12 protein-coding genes and 1 pseudogene are annotated in these 14,819 nt (G+C 60.4%); 5 read left to right on the top strand and 8 right to left on the bottom strand.

Annotation, left to right across the window (positions count from 1 at the left end; translation table 11 throughout):
• The first annotated feature begins 127 nt into the window (after positions 1-127).
• Positions 128-1,423: a lipopolysaccharide biosynthesis protein gene (locus BLT09_RS17830; protein WP_091595187.1), complete on the top strand. Its 1,296-nt coding sequence runs from the start codon at positions 128-130 to the stop codon at positions 1,421-1,423.
• Between the two features lie 465 nt (positions 1,424-1,888).
• Complete coding sequence (locus BLT09_RS17825) at positions 1,889-3,037, top strand: alpha-hydroxy acid oxidase (RefSeq protein WP_091595185.1); 1,149 nt, start codon at positions 1,889-1,891, stop codon at positions 3,035-3,037.
• Between the two features lie 49 nt (positions 3,038-3,086).
• Here the strand turns inward: BLT09_RS17825 and BLT09_RS17820 are convergent.
• Positions 3,087-3,518: pseudogene (locus BLT09_RS17820) on the bottom strand (DUF6492 family protein); the annotation flags it as partial.
• Between the two features lie 261 nt (positions 3,519-3,779).
• Between BLT09_RS17820 and BLT09_RS17815 the strand changes: the two are divergent.
• Positions 3,780-4,847 carry a helix-turn-helix domain-containing protein gene (locus tag BLT09_RS17815; RefSeq protein ID WP_091595183.1) on the top strand — a complete coding sequence of 356 codons (1,068 nt, stop codon included), beginning with the start codon at positions 3,780-3,782 and terminating at the stop codon, positions 4,845-4,847.
• Positions 4,848-4,897: 50 nt separating this feature from the next.
• On the opposite strand, the gene BLT09_RS17810 is transcribed toward BLT09_RS17815, so the two are convergent.
• From BLT09_RS17810 to BLT09_RS17795, 4 genes are all read right to left on the bottom strand, one after another.
• Positions 4,898-5,641 carry an META domain-containing protein gene (locus BLT09_RS17810; RefSeq protein WP_091595181.1) on the bottom strand — a complete coding sequence of 248 codons (744 nt, stop codon included), beginning with the start codon at positions 5,639-5,641 and terminating at the stop codon, positions 4,898-4,900.
• A gap of 38 nt (positions 5,642-5,679) precedes the next feature.
• The gene (locus tag BLT09_RS17805; protein ID WP_091595179.1) at positions 5,680-7,356 is read right to left on the bottom strand and encodes an alpha/beta hydrolase; all 1,677 of its coding nucleotides are present in this window, start codon (positions 7,354-7,356) and stop codon (positions 5,680-5,682) included.
• A 95-nt stretch (positions 7,357-7,451) separates the two neighbouring features.
• Positions 7,452-7,757 (bottom strand): hypothetical protein, encoded by a 306-nt coding sequence (locus BLT09_RS17800; RefSeq protein ID WP_091595177.1) that lies wholly within the window; start codon positions 7,755-7,757, stop codon positions 7,452-7,454.
• A 282-nt stretch (positions 7,758-8,039) separates the two neighbouring features.
• Complete coding sequence (locus BLT09_RS17795; protein WP_091595327.1) at positions 8,040-9,245, bottom strand: M14 family metallopeptidase; 1,206 nt, start codon at positions 9,243-9,245, stop codon at positions 8,040-8,042.
• Positions 9,246-9,709: 464 nt separating this feature from the next.
• On the opposite strand from BLT09_RS17795, the gene BLT09_RS17785 reads away from it, so the two are divergent.
• Together BLT09_RS17785 and BLT09_RS17780 are read left to right on the top strand one after the other, a co-directional pair.
• Complete coding sequence (locus BLT09_RS17785) at positions 9,710-10,225, top strand: DUF1269 domain-containing protein (RefSeq protein WP_091595172.1); 516 nt, start codon at positions 9,710-9,712, stop codon at positions 10,223-10,225.
• A 40-nt stretch (positions 10,226-10,265) separates the two neighbouring features.
• Positions 10,266-10,604 carry a hypothetical protein gene (locus tag BLT09_RS17780; RefSeq protein ID WP_091595170.1) on the top strand — a complete coding sequence of 113 codons (339 nt, stop codon included), beginning with the start codon at positions 10,266-10,268 and terminating at the stop codon, positions 10,602-10,604.
• A gap of 44 nt (positions 10,605-10,648) precedes the next feature.
• Here the strand turns inward: BLT09_RS17780 and BLT09_RS17775 are convergent, their stop codons facing one another.
• The 3 genes from BLT09_RS17775 to BLT09_RS17765 are packed head-to-tail and all read right to left on the bottom strand — an operon-like array spanning position 10,649 to position 14,783.
• Entirely contained in the window at positions 10,649-11,692 is a 1,044-nt protein-coding gene (locus tag BLT09_RS17775) for an AI-2E family transporter (RefSeq protein WP_091595168.1), read from the bottom strand.
• 6 nt (positions 11,693-11,698) lie between these two features.
• The gene (locus BLT09_RS17770) at positions 11,699-13,534 is read right to left on the bottom strand and encodes an SLC13 family permease (RefSeq protein WP_091595166.1); all 1,836 of its coding nucleotides are present in this window, start codon (positions 13,532-13,534) and stop codon (positions 11,699-11,701) included.
• Between the two features lie 46 nt (positions 13,535-13,580).
• Entirely contained in the window at positions 13,581-14,783 is a 1,203-nt protein-coding gene (locus tag BLT09_RS17765; RefSeq protein ID WP_091595164.1) for a M20/M25/M40 family metallo-hydrolase, read from the bottom strand.
• Positions 14,784-14,819 lie beyond the last annotated feature (36 nt).

Genomic DNA, 14,819 nt, shown 5'->3' with positions numbered 1-14,819 from the left:
GACCTCTACCTTTGTACCGATCGGCCAATTTGCCATTGACGCTCGAAAATGTAGAGGCGACGCAGGACCGCCCACGAAAGCGCCCAGAACCGCGCGTTAAACTTTCCGGCCTATGCTGTTTCGACACATGACTCAGGCTGGCAACATCCCGCAAAAACGGCCTCTCGCCCGGATCCGCGCTTTCGTCGCCGAGCGACGGCGGCTGGTACGCGACTATCTTTCGGCGATCAGCGGCGCGGGCGGGCGGCTGGTGTTTTCGCTCGCCTATTTCATCGCGCTGGCCAACACGCTGTCGATCGCCGAATTCGGCATGTTCGCCACCGCTTCAGCGGCCGGCGTGATGCTGTCGCGCATCCTGGCCTTCGGCTTCATCTCGGCGCTTTACCGAACCGCCACCATCCGCCCCAATCTGATCGGCACCTTCACGGCCGGCTTCCTGCTGTTTGGCGCGATATCGCTGCCATTGCTGGCGGCCGCCTCCTACGGCGTCTACCTGGTCTTCTTTGCCGGCACCGTGCCGCTGTCGGTCTTTGCGGCGATCGTGTTTGCCGAGGCGTTGCTGTGGCGGCCGGTCGAGGTGGCGCTGATCGTCAACAACGGCCTCGGCAAATTCGGCCGCGCCGCCCTGCTGACGATCCTGGCGACGGCCTTGCGGGCGCTCGGCGCCGTGCTGTTCATGTTCGCGGCGCAGCCGACCATAGGAGCCTGGTCCTGGTATTACATCGGCGCCAACGCCGCCTCGCTGCTCATCGCCTTCGGATTTTTCTATCCGCGCCAAAGGCTGCGGCTGCGGCCGGCGCTCTATCTGCGGCGGCTCGCCGATTCCATCTACGTTGCCGGCGCAGAGGTGCTGTTCTACCTGCAGATGGAATTCGACAAACTGCTGGTGCTGGCGATCGGCGGTCCGCACCTCGCCGGCATCTATGCCATCATCATGCGGCTGGTCGACCTGACGGCGATCCCGATCCGCACGTTCTCGATGATGCTGGTTCAGCGCATGATGCGGGCGCCGGAACTTTTGTCGCGCCTTTCGGTCAAGAGCGGTATCGAAGGCGGCGTGTTCGCGGTCTCGACGCTGGCGCTGGCGACACTCGCCATCGTGCTGCATTTCTTCCCCAACGCGCTCGGCAGGAATGTTGCGGAGGCCGCCCCTTTGGTGGCGCTGGCGATCTGCGTGCCGGGCCTGCGCAATCTCGTCGAATACCAGGCCGAGCTTCTGTTCGCGCGCGGCCAGACGCTGGTGCGGGCGATCAACCTGGCGCTGCTTGCCGGGATGAAGGCGGTGCTGCTGACCTATGTGCTGACCCATATACTGGACACGCCCGATCTGGTGCTGTCGCTCAACGTCGTCTTCCTGCTGCTCTATCTCGCCTCGGCGCTGCTCACCTACTCGGCGATGCGCAGGCCGGCGAAGCCGGTCTAGGTCGACCAGCTGGCTGCCGTCGATGCCGAGATGGGATGGACACTTCGATTCGTTGGCAATAGTCGCTGGCGATGGGACGCCACAAATGATCACGCGTGGTTTACAGGTGAAGGCCGTTATAGCAATCAAGCTCTAAAATGGGGGGAGTTCTACGAAGTGATCGGCGACGGCGGGGCAGTCGACGAGCCCGATTGGGGGGTTCTGTCGTCGGACAGTCCGACATCACGGCATTTCTTGTTCTATTTTCGAGATGAGACCATCGAAATTGTCGCCCGAGACTGGTCGTTCACTCGAAAAATGCCGGGTGTCGGGTAGCGGCGAGCCTTGCCGCCGCTTCTCCAGAGCAACGTTCGCGCCACGACTGCTACCAGTTCGTTGCGGCCGTTTATCGTTCAGCCCGCGTCAGTTAGGCATCGCGCAGCAGTGTGCTATCGGGCAGATGAGCCGGGCCAACGGAGTGATGAGATGCGTCTGAGGAATTGCCACAACTTCCATGACTTCCGCAGCATGGCCAAACAGCGCCTTCCCCGACCGATCTTCAACTACATTGACGGTGCGGCCGATGACGAAGTCACTTATCGGCGCAACAGGGCTGCCTTCGATGACTGCGACCTGGTGCCGAATGTACTGCGCGGCGTGACCAATGTGGACATGTCGGTGACCGTCATGGGCCAGAAGCTGGCGATGCCGGCCTACTGCTCGCCAACAGCGCTCCAGCGCCTGTTCCACCATCAGGGCGAACGTGCGGTGGCGGCAGCGGCGGCGAAATATGGCACGATGTTCGGCGTCTCCTCGCTCGGCACCGTCAGCCTCGAAGAGGCGCGCCAGATCAGCAAGGGGCCGCAAGTCTACCAATTCTACTTCCACAAGGACCGCGGATTGAACCGCGAGATGATGGCCCGGGCCAAGCAGGCGGGAGTAGAGGTGATGATGCTGACGGTGGACAGCATCACCGGCGGCAACCGCGAGCGTGACAAGAGAACGGGGTTCGCCATCCCCTTCAAGCTCAATCTCGCTGGCATCGCGCAGTTCGCGGTCAAACCGTCATGGGCGATCAACTACTATATGCATGAGCGGTTCCGGCTGCCACAGCTCGAAGGCCATGTCGACATGGGCGGCGGCGCGATGTCGATCAGCCGCTACTTCACGGAGATGTTGGACCCCTCCATGTCGTGGGGCGACGTTGCCGAGATGGTGCAGCACTGGGGCGGACAGTTCTGCCTGAAAGGCATCATGTCGGTCGAGGATGCCAGGCGTGCGGTCGAGATTGGTTGCACCGGAATTGTCCTCTCCAATCACGGCGGTCGCCAACTCGACGGCTCGCGTACCGCGTTCGACCAGCTTGCCGAGATCGTCCATGCGGTGGGAGACAGAATCGATGTGATGATGGATGGTGGCGTGCAGCGCGGCACCCACGTGCTCAAGGCCCTGTCGCTGGGCGCAAAGGCCGTCGGATTGGGCCGCTACTACCTTTTCCCACTGGCGGCCGCCGGACAGGCCGGCGTCGAACGCGCACTGGAATTGATGCACATCGAGATTGAGCGTGGCATGAAGCTGATGGGCTGCACCTCGGTCAACGAACTCACGCGACGGAACCTGCGCTTCCGCCAGTAACAGGCGACTTCCCACCCTTTCATGACCTCCTGCCAGGAAGGTCGGGGGCCTAAGCCCGGTCGTTAAAGGGCGATGAGTTTTTATCCTCGGACCCGATCAGGCGGCGGATGCGGCCGACATCGGTGCCGATAAACGACTGCATGCCGATGGCCACCTGTTGCGGCGCCATGGCGGCGACGAAACGGCGGAACTCGTCATCCGACAGCGCCTCGCCCGTCCAGTGGACGCGGCAGAACTCCTCCGAGCCATGGAAATGGCCGGCGCCGGCGAGCACGTCGTCGACATAGCGGCCGTAGATCATGCATTCGGAGAATTTGCGCGCCGCACCGACGATTTCGACCCAGTTGCGGCCATGGATCGTCTCGATCCGCGCGCACAGCGCCGTCACGGTTTGGCGGCGCCAGGCAATCAGCGTCGAAATGTAGTCGTGGGTCGAAACCTCCGATGGCTCGATGCCAAGCGCCGAACCGGCATTGCGCGACCTCCGCGCTCCGTGCAGATCACGCATGAAAAGCTTTCGCATGAATCCCTGCAGCATTTTCCGACGCCGAAACTTCTAGATTCGTTTTTTTCAGAAGATTGGCCGTTTCGCAAGCATCGAGCCATCAGGCCCAATTCAAGGACAATTGCTCACACGCTCTGTCAATTTTGTCTTTGAGGCTTGTGCGTGGTACGATATGGTACAAAGAAGGTGATGTTTGTTTGGACATTACGCGGAGCAACGGTAATTTAGAGTCATCTAATGTATCAAGACTCCGCGCTCCAATCGCTCGAAGAGCACGAAAGTAAGAATGCGAAATTTACGCATTCTCTTGATTTTTCAACCTTTGGCTTCCAACCTCACGAGCAATTTCCGGCTTTCCGTTTCGCCAATCGAGGCGTGATGGACTTGTCAGCTGTGCGGGATTGTCCTCAATCCTTTCCGGCCCGCCAAACGGTGTGGAACCTGGATAGACTCGCTTTTATGCGAACTGAGCTTCCAGGCGAAAATCATGCTCATCGCCAGAAGCATCTGAAAAATGCCGTTCTTGACCATTGGTATGTCACCCTGCCGTTTTGCTTGCCGGGTGAGTGGCATAAAGGCGAGAAAGCTGTGCCTGAGCTGCACTGCCTGGCCAGCCCGTTCGATAGACAAATCAATCACGACGGGGTCCTTACGCTCTTCATCCCAAACGATCTGTTTACCTCGACTGCCGGGCTCCATCGAATGTTGGATGCCAAGTTCGAAGGAGGGCTCGGTAAGCTGCTGGCAGACTACCTGCTTCTTCTCAACCGGTCGCTGGCGGATTTGCAGTCGCCGGAGATACCATACGTCGTCGAGGCAACACGAAGCCTTGTGGCCGTATGTCTCGCGCCCTCCCAGGATCGCTTGAGAGAAGCACAAACCCCAATCGACGCGACATTTCTGGGCCGAGCGCGACGGATGATTGACGGCAGACTTGTGGATCACCAACTGACATCCCAAACGCTGTGCGCGGAACTTGGCGTGTCCCGCTCCCGGCTATACAGAATTTTCGAGCCGCTCGGGGGAGTAGCTTCTTACATTCGGAGGCAGCGGCTACTGCGAACGCGGGACGCGCTCTCCGACATTGGCGATACGCGGTCCATATCCCGGATCGCCGAGCAATGGGGCTTCGTCGATGCTTCCAGTTACAGTCGAACGTTCAGGCACGAATTCGGCATTTCACCGAAGGAAGCACGGGATATAGGTTGGGCGAGTGATGGCTTCGTCGTGGCGCAGCAATGCCAGGCACGACACGAAGGGCCGCAAACGCTTTACCAGCTACTCCGCACTGTCGATGGAACCTGACCGGACCGAGCACGGCGGGACAAGTCCGCGCTAACGTCAGCTTAGCCGCCTCACGGCGCTCCCAGGCGAGCGACGGTCTTACCTGCAGCATCGACGAGCATCAGATTTCCATCCTGTACAAAATACGCCGCAGTTTGCGAAAGCGCTGCGTGGAAGACCGCCTCTTGAACGGACTTGGCATCTTCGCAGGCCATCATTGTCGATGCCAGCTGGCCAAATTTCATTGTCGTACCTTCCATGTCGACGTTGCCGCGAAAAGCGTTGCAGCCACCATTGCCGCTCACCGCGCCATCAGCATCAAAAATAAGCGTCGATGTCACGTTCGGATCGGCGCTCTTGCCGTCCAGCTCTAAAACCCTCCATTCGGTACCTGCCAGCGAGACGCCGGAAGCCTCCTCTGCGTTCTTACTGCCCGCCTGAACGAGGAGGATTGAAAACAATTCTCCCGCTCTCGCCAGATCGACCGGGGTCGGCTCGGCACTGGCGAACCAGGCGGAGCCGCCGACCTCAATGCGGGCCTGTATCGCATAGGCCTCTCCGTTCGACAGTTTGCTTGAATCGACAACCAGGCCAAAGGCAATGGGAACTTGTCCGGCCGGCGCCACGGCAGTTGCGGCCAGGGCGGTTTCTGGCTTGGCCAAATCTATGAATTCCACAAGGAGAGTGGCATCTGAGGGTAGCGCAATCCGCTCCCGGTAGAAGGCGCTGCCGGACAGTTTCACATCCGTAGCATACGCGCCATGCGACGCCAGGCAGCATATGGCTGCGGCAACAAGGGCTGACAGCAGCTTCACGGCGTTTCTCCTACTTATAACAATGACAAAACTGAGATTTATCCGCTGACAGGCGTCGCCCCACGCGTGATGAAAAGGACCTTCAGCCGAGCAATATCTTCAGGTGTAATGCTCGGCGGATCGGTTACGGCCAGCCACGCATCGATATAGTGCTGTGGTGCAAAGACATGGCCGTAACCCATTGGAGACGTCGTCGCTATTGCCATATCGACCGTCAGTTGCAGCATCGTGATAAGCGGATACCAGCGAACCTCTTCCGATACGTCGGGTCCGCGCGGCTCTTTCATCCAATCGGGTTCTCGATAAAGCGTGGCGACGTCGAAGAAGGTTATCGGATCGCTGGCATATTGAAGGTAGACTATCCGGATCGGTCCCCACTCCGCGTCTGGAATGTCCAAGGCATCGTTCTGATTGGTGAACCGGAAGATCGAGCTGTTGCGAAAGCGGGGGAGCCATTCGGGCGATCCGGAATTGCGGCCGTCGGTAACGGATCGCCAGGTGCGGCTTGCGAAAGGTGGCCCGCTCCACAAGGCGCCTTGAAACGGATCTGCGACGACATCGTAAAGGTTCGCCGACTGTTCAGAGTTCATCGCCCCGAGGCTTAGGCCGTGCAAGTAGAGTTTCGGGCGGGCGTCGCGTGGAAGCGAAGACCAGTAGGTGTAGACCTCTTGGAACAGCGCGTCGCCGGCCTCCGCACCGTAGTCCGGCTCGACCAGGAGGGATAACCAGCTGGCGAGGTAAGAGTATTGCATTGCGACGCTCGCGACATTGCCCCTGTGAAGATATTCAACCGGGTCCAGCGCAGCCGGATCAATCATGCCGGTACCAGTCGGCACGATGATGATCAGTATGGATCTCTCGAACGCGCCGGTGCGTTTCAATTCCTGCAAGGCCAGCTTCGCGCGTTCATCGGCAGTGTCGGCCGAACTCATTCCGACATACACCCGAATAGGGTCCACAGCCCCTTCCCCGAAGAAAGTTGCTATCTCTGCCGCCGTTGGACCGGAACTGACAAACCTGCGGCCCTGCCTGCCGAGTTCTTCCCATGACAGCAAAGAAGCCGCGCTTCCCGTCTTGATCGATTGCGCGGGCCTGCTGAGGTCATCTTCAATGAGAGCATCCATCTCCTGGAACGAAGAATCCAGGATTCGAAGCGTCAGTCTGAAGACCAGTCCCTCGACGACCGACCAGAACAGCGCGACCGCCAGCAGGCCGCCGACAAGATGGGAGACCCGCCTCGGGACGAAGCGCCCAAGCCAGCCGGAGAACACCAGGAAGGTGTGCCTGAAAAGGTGTGCCAACAACATGAGTGTCGCAAATACGACGACAGCGACAATCCCTGTCTTGAGCGGACTCGCGGTGTCCAGCGGAGCGAGATCCATCAAAACGCGGATCGAATTCTGCCATTCCAGAGTTCTCCAAAGGAAGACAGCGGCAATCACAACGCACGTGCCGGCGACTGCAATTCTCGTCGCCTTGAGGGTTCGGTCCCGTAGCTGCGGCAATTCGAGATAGGTCCACAGCGAATAAGCGACGAAGCCGATGCCGTATCCGAGAGCAGCTGAAAGTCCCGAAAGCACACCCTGGACCAGATAGGATCGTGGTATAAGGCTGGGCGTAAGAGAGACCGCGAACGCAAGGGTCGCTACCAGTATCCCTGTCGCGGGGAATGAATGTGCGAGCTTCGTCAGGACGCGCAACCCATTGGTCCTCAGCGTTTAACGGACAACAAACTCGTAGGGACGGCGCAACGATCGAGTCCTCAGGCTGAGTCTAACGGAATCCAGACCCTGGAAGATAGCCCAAACCATTATCTTCTAAGGCGACGCAGATCGACGACGCGGCCATTGTTCGCGCTCACTGCAATTTCGAAACGGCTTGCGCCGCGCCTGGCGCGATAGACGAAGAACCGCCCGCGGCAATCGACACGTCGAATGTCTCTGAAGCCGCGATTGCGCAAGATTCGCTCGCCATCACGACAAGTGATGGCACGGCCATTATTGAGGCTGGTGCCGATATTGATGTTTATCGTGACTGCATGGGCGGGCGTTGACGAAACTACAGGGAGAACGAAGCTGAGAGCTACACCAAAGCAAGCGAACAAAAGACGACGCATAAGACTTCCTCCATATCGACGGGCTCTTCGAGAACAATTCGTCCTCGGCTGCCTTGTCAAGGCAAAGACGGTGGCGGCCCATATCTCAGGGGCAACCATACAAAGTTCAGGACTCTGTGCTCATGACCTCTCTCCATCGAAGCTAAGTTCGAGATGAGTAGAAAACAAAACTTGTCTCCTGTCTGCGTGTTGCCGTCCTTGGCGCCACCGAAAAGGGGGCAGGAACCGGACGCAGGAGCCGGAGCCGGAGCTGGCGCCTTTCTCGGCGCTGTCGTGGCGTACTCACTCCGGGTAAGTTTCACCGCCATCCGGCCCCGCCTTGTTGAAAAGGATGAATGCCAAAGGGTCGCCAGGCTCGGACGGTACTTCGCTGCGCTGGCCCGCAATCTCTCCATTAACGCTGCTTGTATATTCCGCGACCACTTCGCCGAAGCTGTTGCGCTGGATGGCCACCTTTTGTCCGGCTTCAACCTTGTCGTTGAGCTTGACCAGATGCTCGATAAACCCGCCCTGGGTTGCCACGACCGGAACCGCGCTGTTGCCTAAGAAAACACCCACGTCCTTGCCTGTCCGTCCCATTGGGCCGGCCAGGATGCCGTGATGCTTGAGGACATTCATCGTGCCCTCCACGAACAGGGGGATCATCTCGAGATCGAGGACGCGCGCAGCGCCGACCTCCGGGCAAAAAGACGGGATACCCGCGTCGACAAACGCGTTATGCAGGACACCGGGATATGTATGATTGTCGAAGATCTGGTCGACCGGGTAGAGTTCCACCATCGACCGTATCTCAGGCACATCCATGCTTGCAATATTGAATGCGGTGACTTCGAATCCGCTTGTCCCGGTATGGAAGTCGATCGCCGCGTCGGCGTTCGGCCGCAGCAGCCGGTTGAACAGCAGCCCGGCGTGCCGGCTGGGCGCGGTGAAGCCGTTCTCGTTCCCGGGCCATTCCCGGTTCATGTCGATCAGGCCGGCGCCCCTGCCCGAATTGGGCCATCTGCGCTGCATGCCCTCCATAGCCGGGCGGGCGATGTCCGTGACCGCCATCACCGTGCCCGACATTTCCGCTGGATCAAGCTGGTTCATCACGGTCAGGACCGTATGCACGGAACTCATCTCGTCGCCATGCACACCGCTGGTCAGAACGACGCGCTTGCCCGGCTTTGCCCCCTTGGCGACCGCCACGGACACATACCAATACTGTCCGGTGGGCATCTGCACGCCCTGAAAGTACAAGAGGTGCTTCTGCCCGGCTTCCAGGTCGCTGACGTCGAGCGCACTGACGACCTTTTTCCCCTGGATCACTTCGCCGGTATAGACCGTTCCCTGAGACCCACCGGATGCGGCGTCGGCGGAGGGAGCCGCTACGTCCTGGGCGGTTGCAGAACCAGCGTTGGCCGCGAAGGCGGCCGCCGCGCCAACCGTCGCGATGGATGCTATTATCAGATCGCGACGGTCGAGGCCTTTTTTGGATAGGTCCGACATGATCAAGTCCTTGTGTGTATCAAGGTCGCTTCGGCTTGAGCGGTCATTGATGGAGAAAGGAACGCTCGGAGATCATCAGATGGACCGTGACTACAGCTTAGGATGCTTCCGCTTCCGTTGTTGACGATAGCGCCTTCTGGCCGCCTTGCCATTGGCCCAGAATTCCAAAACTGTGCCTCTCGTCCTGCATCGGACGATATTCTCCAAAGCGCTCCTGTTCCTTCGGCCTATCGCCCGATTTCGCCAGCGACGCCGGCATGATGAAGCGTGAGGCCAAGTTAGTTGCCTCAGGCTGTGGCAAGACTGGAAACGGATTTGACATCAGTCAATCGATTCCCCGGCGCTGCGAAAAAGAGACATGGGGCACATAAGCAGGACTCCATGCCGATTTCTTCAGGTGCTGGACGCCCTAAAATACGGCACCCCCTACGCAGCCCTAATGGCTGCCGTCGACAGGAGCCTCCATGTCAACCCTCATCGTCATTGTTTATCCCACCGAGGCGAAGGCTGAAGAAGTCCGCCAAACCCTGCTCGGTCTACAGAAGGAATATGTGATCAAGCTTGGCGACGCTGTCATCGCCACCAAGACCGAGGCGGGAAAGGTCAAGCTGAACCAGCTTATGAACACCACGGCTACCGGCGCCGTTTCCGGCAGCTTCTGGGGATTGCTCATCGGGATTTTATTCCTCAATCCGCTTATAGGCGTGGCGGTTGGCACGGCTTCGGGTGCGCTTGGGGGCGCGTTGACCGATGTCGGCATCAATGATGCCTTCATGAAAGATCTGTCGGCAAGCATCGTGCCAGGCAATGCCGCGCTCTTCCTGCTGATCCAGGAGATGACCGAAGACAAGGTTCTGAAGCAGATCCAGGGCTTCGGTGGAATCGTCCTCAAGACCTCGCTCGACGAGACCAAGGAGCAGGTTCTGCGCGACGCGCTCAAGCGCCATTCCGCAGAAGCCGGTTCGGCGCCGTCGGCGTAGGCGGCATCGCCGCTCCCGTTCGTGCCGGAGAAAGTGACAGTTGTCCCCGACCGAAACTGTCATAGCCATCGCCATCGATATGCTCTGCGGCGCGGCGGGGGCACTCGCTGTGCGGTGGTGGTGGCCCAGCGTTGAACTTACCAAGATCGCAGCCGTTCTGGCCGGCATGGCCGGAGGTTTTGCGTTGACCTTCGTAGCTGCGCAGATTCCCGGCATTGGCCACTTGGTTGGGCACGCTGAAAACGCCGCCGATTCCGTCATGCGCGGGCTGGGCGGGCTTACCCCTGCCGTCCTGATCGGGGTCGGCGTATCGGGCCTGCTCGGTGGCGTCGTTCTGATGACTGTTCTCGGTCTAATCCGAGCCCGCGTGAAAGGTTAATTCCCGGGGCTGGCTGCTCTTACTGTTCCCTATCCACATGTTCCCTATCTACCTTGGGCGCTTCCCACCTCATCGTCAGGGGCACCTAACAACTGGGCGAGCCACCTGGCCGACGGAGACTGGGCGCAGAAGGTCAGCACTGCAATTGCTATCGGGACCCCGATGAAGGCGCCGAACAGGCCCCAGAGGAACATCCAAAGGAAGACAGAAAACAGCACGAGAAAGGGCGACAGCGCCAACGCCTTGCCGGCCAAACGCGGCTCTACATAACTGCCGATCGCGAACTGGATGAGATTGAGGCAGGCAAAGACGAAAAGTGCGGAATACAGGGATTCGAACTGGGCCAGCGCGTAGAAGGTCGGCAGCAGCGTTGCGACGAACGGGCCGACGAAGGGGATGAAATTCAAAGTGAAGGCGATGACGCCCCACTCCGTGGCAAGCTGCAGGCCAAGCGCCAGGGTAAACACGTAGATCATGCCACCCGTTGCAACGCTCATGATCGTTCGGATCACCAGGTACCGGCGCAGCTTGGCGGCTGTGCGTTCGCCGCCGACGATCAGGATGCGCGCAGCCTCGCCGCTGAAGATGCTGGGGATTTTACGCGCCAGCGGGCCGACCTCGAGCAGGCCGAGCAGCACGTAGATCAGTACCACGATCCAGAACGAGATCGTCGTGTTCAGCCGTGCTGACAGGCCCTGCATCGCCGCCACAGCCCAGCGCACATTGAAATGCTCCGCCCATAGGCCGGCAACGGCGATCCCGTGCGTCTCCAGCCAGGCTGTCGCCTGTTCGTAGAGCGCTTGAAGCCGCGGTGTCTCGGCGATGACGGATCTGCCGATCCGACCGAAACCCCAGGCCACGACGGACGCGAACACGATGAAGACCAGCATGACGAGCGTTACAACAATGGCGAGCGCCAGAAGCTGCGGCAGGCGTGCCTGCAGCCGTTTCTGAACCGGCCAGACGATCGCGATGATAAAGAGCGCGCAGGCGACCGGCGCAATGATCGCGTCGGCGAAATAGAGCGCGGCCAGCAGGAGAATTGCGCAGATGATGCCCAGCAGTACCGGAACCCAGCGGGCATTCATGGTAATTCAGAATCTCCAGATCATCGGCACTATGAACACAGCCACGACAAAGAACCAGAGCATGAGCGGTAGACCAAGCTTCCAGTAGTCACCGAAAGCGTAACCGCCAGGGCCCATGACCATCAGGTTCGTGGGGGTTGCGATCGGCGTCAGGAATGCTGCGGCCGCCGCCACGGCCGTGCTCATGAGCACGGGACGGGGCGAAATACCCATGGTTAGCGCGGCTGCGACCCCGATCGGGATGACGATGAGAGCTGTCGCGGTGTTGCTGATGAGCTGCCCCATTATGGCAGTCAGCACGAACAGGCCGGCGAGCAGGGCAATGGGACCGGCGTCACCGACCAGCGACACCAGATGTTCTGCCATCAGTTTCGCGGCGCCTGTCTCGACCATGGCGGTGGACAGCGGCATCATCGCGCCGACCAGGATCACCGTCGTCCAATCGATGGCTCGGTAAGACTGCTCGACACTCATGATCCCCGACAGGACAATCGCTCCGGCGGCGAGCAGGCCGGCTACCGCTGGCGGGGTGATGCCCGTGGCGAGGAGCACGACCATCGCGATCAGAATGGCAACGGCCTGGCGGGCCCCCGGCCCCATCGGCACCGCCTGACGACGCACCAGTTCGGGCGAATTGACGACCAGGACATCCGGATCCTTGAGGCGGTGGTCGAGAGCTTTCCACGTTCCCTGCAAGAGCATCGTGTCCCCGGCCTGCAGCACGATACCTCCTGCATCTCGTGTTGCGTTGGTGGCGACCACCTCTGCGCCGGCGCGCTGCACGGCAAGGACGATCAGGTCGCCGCTCTCGGTGACCATGCCCGGGAAAACGTTCTGGCCAATAAGGCCGGAGCGTGGCGGAATCACCACCTCGGCGAGGCCCGAACTGCGGTTGAACAGCGTCTCCTCTCCCTGCCCTGGCGCCGCGGACTCGCTAAATGCGAGGTGTTTGTCGGCAGCGAACGCAGCGGCCGACTCGGCGTCGCCCCGCAGCAGCAGGTGATCCCCCTCGGCGATAACAGGTCTGCGAAGCGGGCTGGCCGTTTCACCCTCCTGAACGGCGACGACTTGCAGGTCGGGATAGGTGCCCAACTCGATCGCAGACGCGGGCATGCCGATAAACGGCGAACTTGCGCGCACGCGCATTTGGTAGACGCCGCTGGCAAGGCCGTATTGCTCGACGAGCGTCTTCGCATGGCGGCTGAAGTCGGCAGGCATGGTCGCGCCGTTGCGTTCGGGCAACAGCCGTTTTCCGAACACTATGATGATGGCCATCGTTCCTGCCAGCAGCGGCAAGCCTACAAGCGCGAATTCGAAAAAACCGAAGCTGCCCACGCCGGCGTCGCTGCCCGCGTTCGACACCAACACGTTCACTGGCGATCCCGTCAGAGCCAACTTTGAGCCGGCATGCGCGGAAAAAACGAGAGGCAGGAGCAGCTGGGCCGAATTTCGCTTCAGGCGGACGGCGATGACGACCACCACTGGCAGGAGTGCAGCCACGGCGCCATTGACACTGATCAGCGCCGTAAGGAGCGCGACCATACTCATCGTCAGCAGCAGCAGGCGAGCGCGGCTCTCTTCGCCTGCGCCACGGATCAGAAGTTGCCCGGCCCATGCGGTGACGCCCGTCACGTCGAGGCCGGCGCTGACGATGAAGAGGGAGGCTATGAAGATCACCGCGGGATCACCGAAGCCGCCGAGCGCCTGATCAATCGTCAGGACGCCGGTTGCCCACAACGCGGTGGCCGTCGCCATCGCGACAACGACGACTGGCAGCCGGTTCCAGACGAACAGGACGACGACGGCTGCGATGATGGTGGCAGTGTACGCTATGGGGCTCAATCGCTTGGTTCCTCGCCGGCCCTACGGCCGACCCGCGGCATGACTGCTACTCTTCCAGTGTCGCCATAAGTACGCCCAGGCGGCAGCCCTTCTCGTATTCGGCAAGGTTCACATATTCCTTGATGGTATGGATCTCGGCCTGGCCCGCACCGATGGTGATGGTAGGGATGCCATGTTTGTCGAGCCAATTTGCATCCAGCCCGCCATTGGAGAAGAGACAGCGGGCCTCGATGCCCAGCATCTTCAACGCCTTGGTGGCCCGCGTCACGACCGGGCTGTCCTCTGCGAGTTTGAAAGGAGGGTAGGAGGTCTGGTGGCTGAACGTTACTTCTGCCGTCTGGCCCTCATGATCTCTGACCTGCCCCTTCGCCTTGCCGAAGGCATCTGCGTAACCCTTGGCGATCTTCGTTGCGAAAGCTGCCTCGGGGCTGCGAGCCTCTCCCTTGATGGATGCGTAGTCGGTAACGACATTGGTTGCATCGCCCGCGGGCTTTCCATCCCTCCCGCCGAAAATGCCGACATTGCTGGTTCCCCGGCCGTCGGGTTTCACAACCTTGCCGAACCAGCCTGCCTGCCGCGCCTCAGTCAAGGCGATCGCTCCTACCAGCGTCGCCGATATGCCCTTTTCGGGCGCCACGCCAGCGTGGGACGCGCGGCCCTTGATCTCGACTTCCCAGTTTTCCTGTCCGACCGCGCCGATGATCAGATCGGAGGCGAGTTGCCCATCGACATTGATGCACATGACCGGGCCACCGAGATCGGCGGGGTTCAACTCGCGCGCCCCGTGAAGCCCGCTCTCTTCCCGCACCGTGAAAAGCAGCGTGATCGGCGGATGCGGTAGCTTGTGCCTGATGAGCGTTTCGGCAAGCACGACCAGAAGCGCCACACCGGTACGAGCGTCGCCTCCGAGTGCTGTCGTGCCGTCGGAGACGATGCGATCGCCTTCCCTTCGGGGCTTCGCCCCGGCGCACAGCGGCACTGTGTCAAGATGGGTGGAGAAAAGCAGCCTTGGTGCGCTGCGCGTCCCAGGCAGATCTACGATCAGATTGCCAGTTTCGGTTGGCAACGCAATGCGGGTATTGGCGTCATCGAAGCGGATTGCCGAAGCTGGCACGCCAACGGCCTTCAGTGCGTCACTGACAGCCGCCGCGATATTGGCCTCGTATCCGGTCACACCTTCGATCGAAAGGAACCGCATCAGGTGCTCTTCGGCGGCAGCGACATCGAGGGGAATCGGAACTTCGCTCATCTTACCTCCTCCACGGTTTGAGTGCTGTTTCGCTGT

The sequence above is a fragment of the Mesorhizobium muleiense genome (genome assembly GCF_900099905.1).
Lineage (GTDB): Bacteria > Pseudomonadota > Alphaproteobacteria > Rhizobiales > Rhizobiaceae > Mesorhizobium > Mesorhizobium muleiense.
Note: the sequence above shows the minus strand (reverse complement) of the source record. Positions and strands in the feature narration are given on the sequence as shown.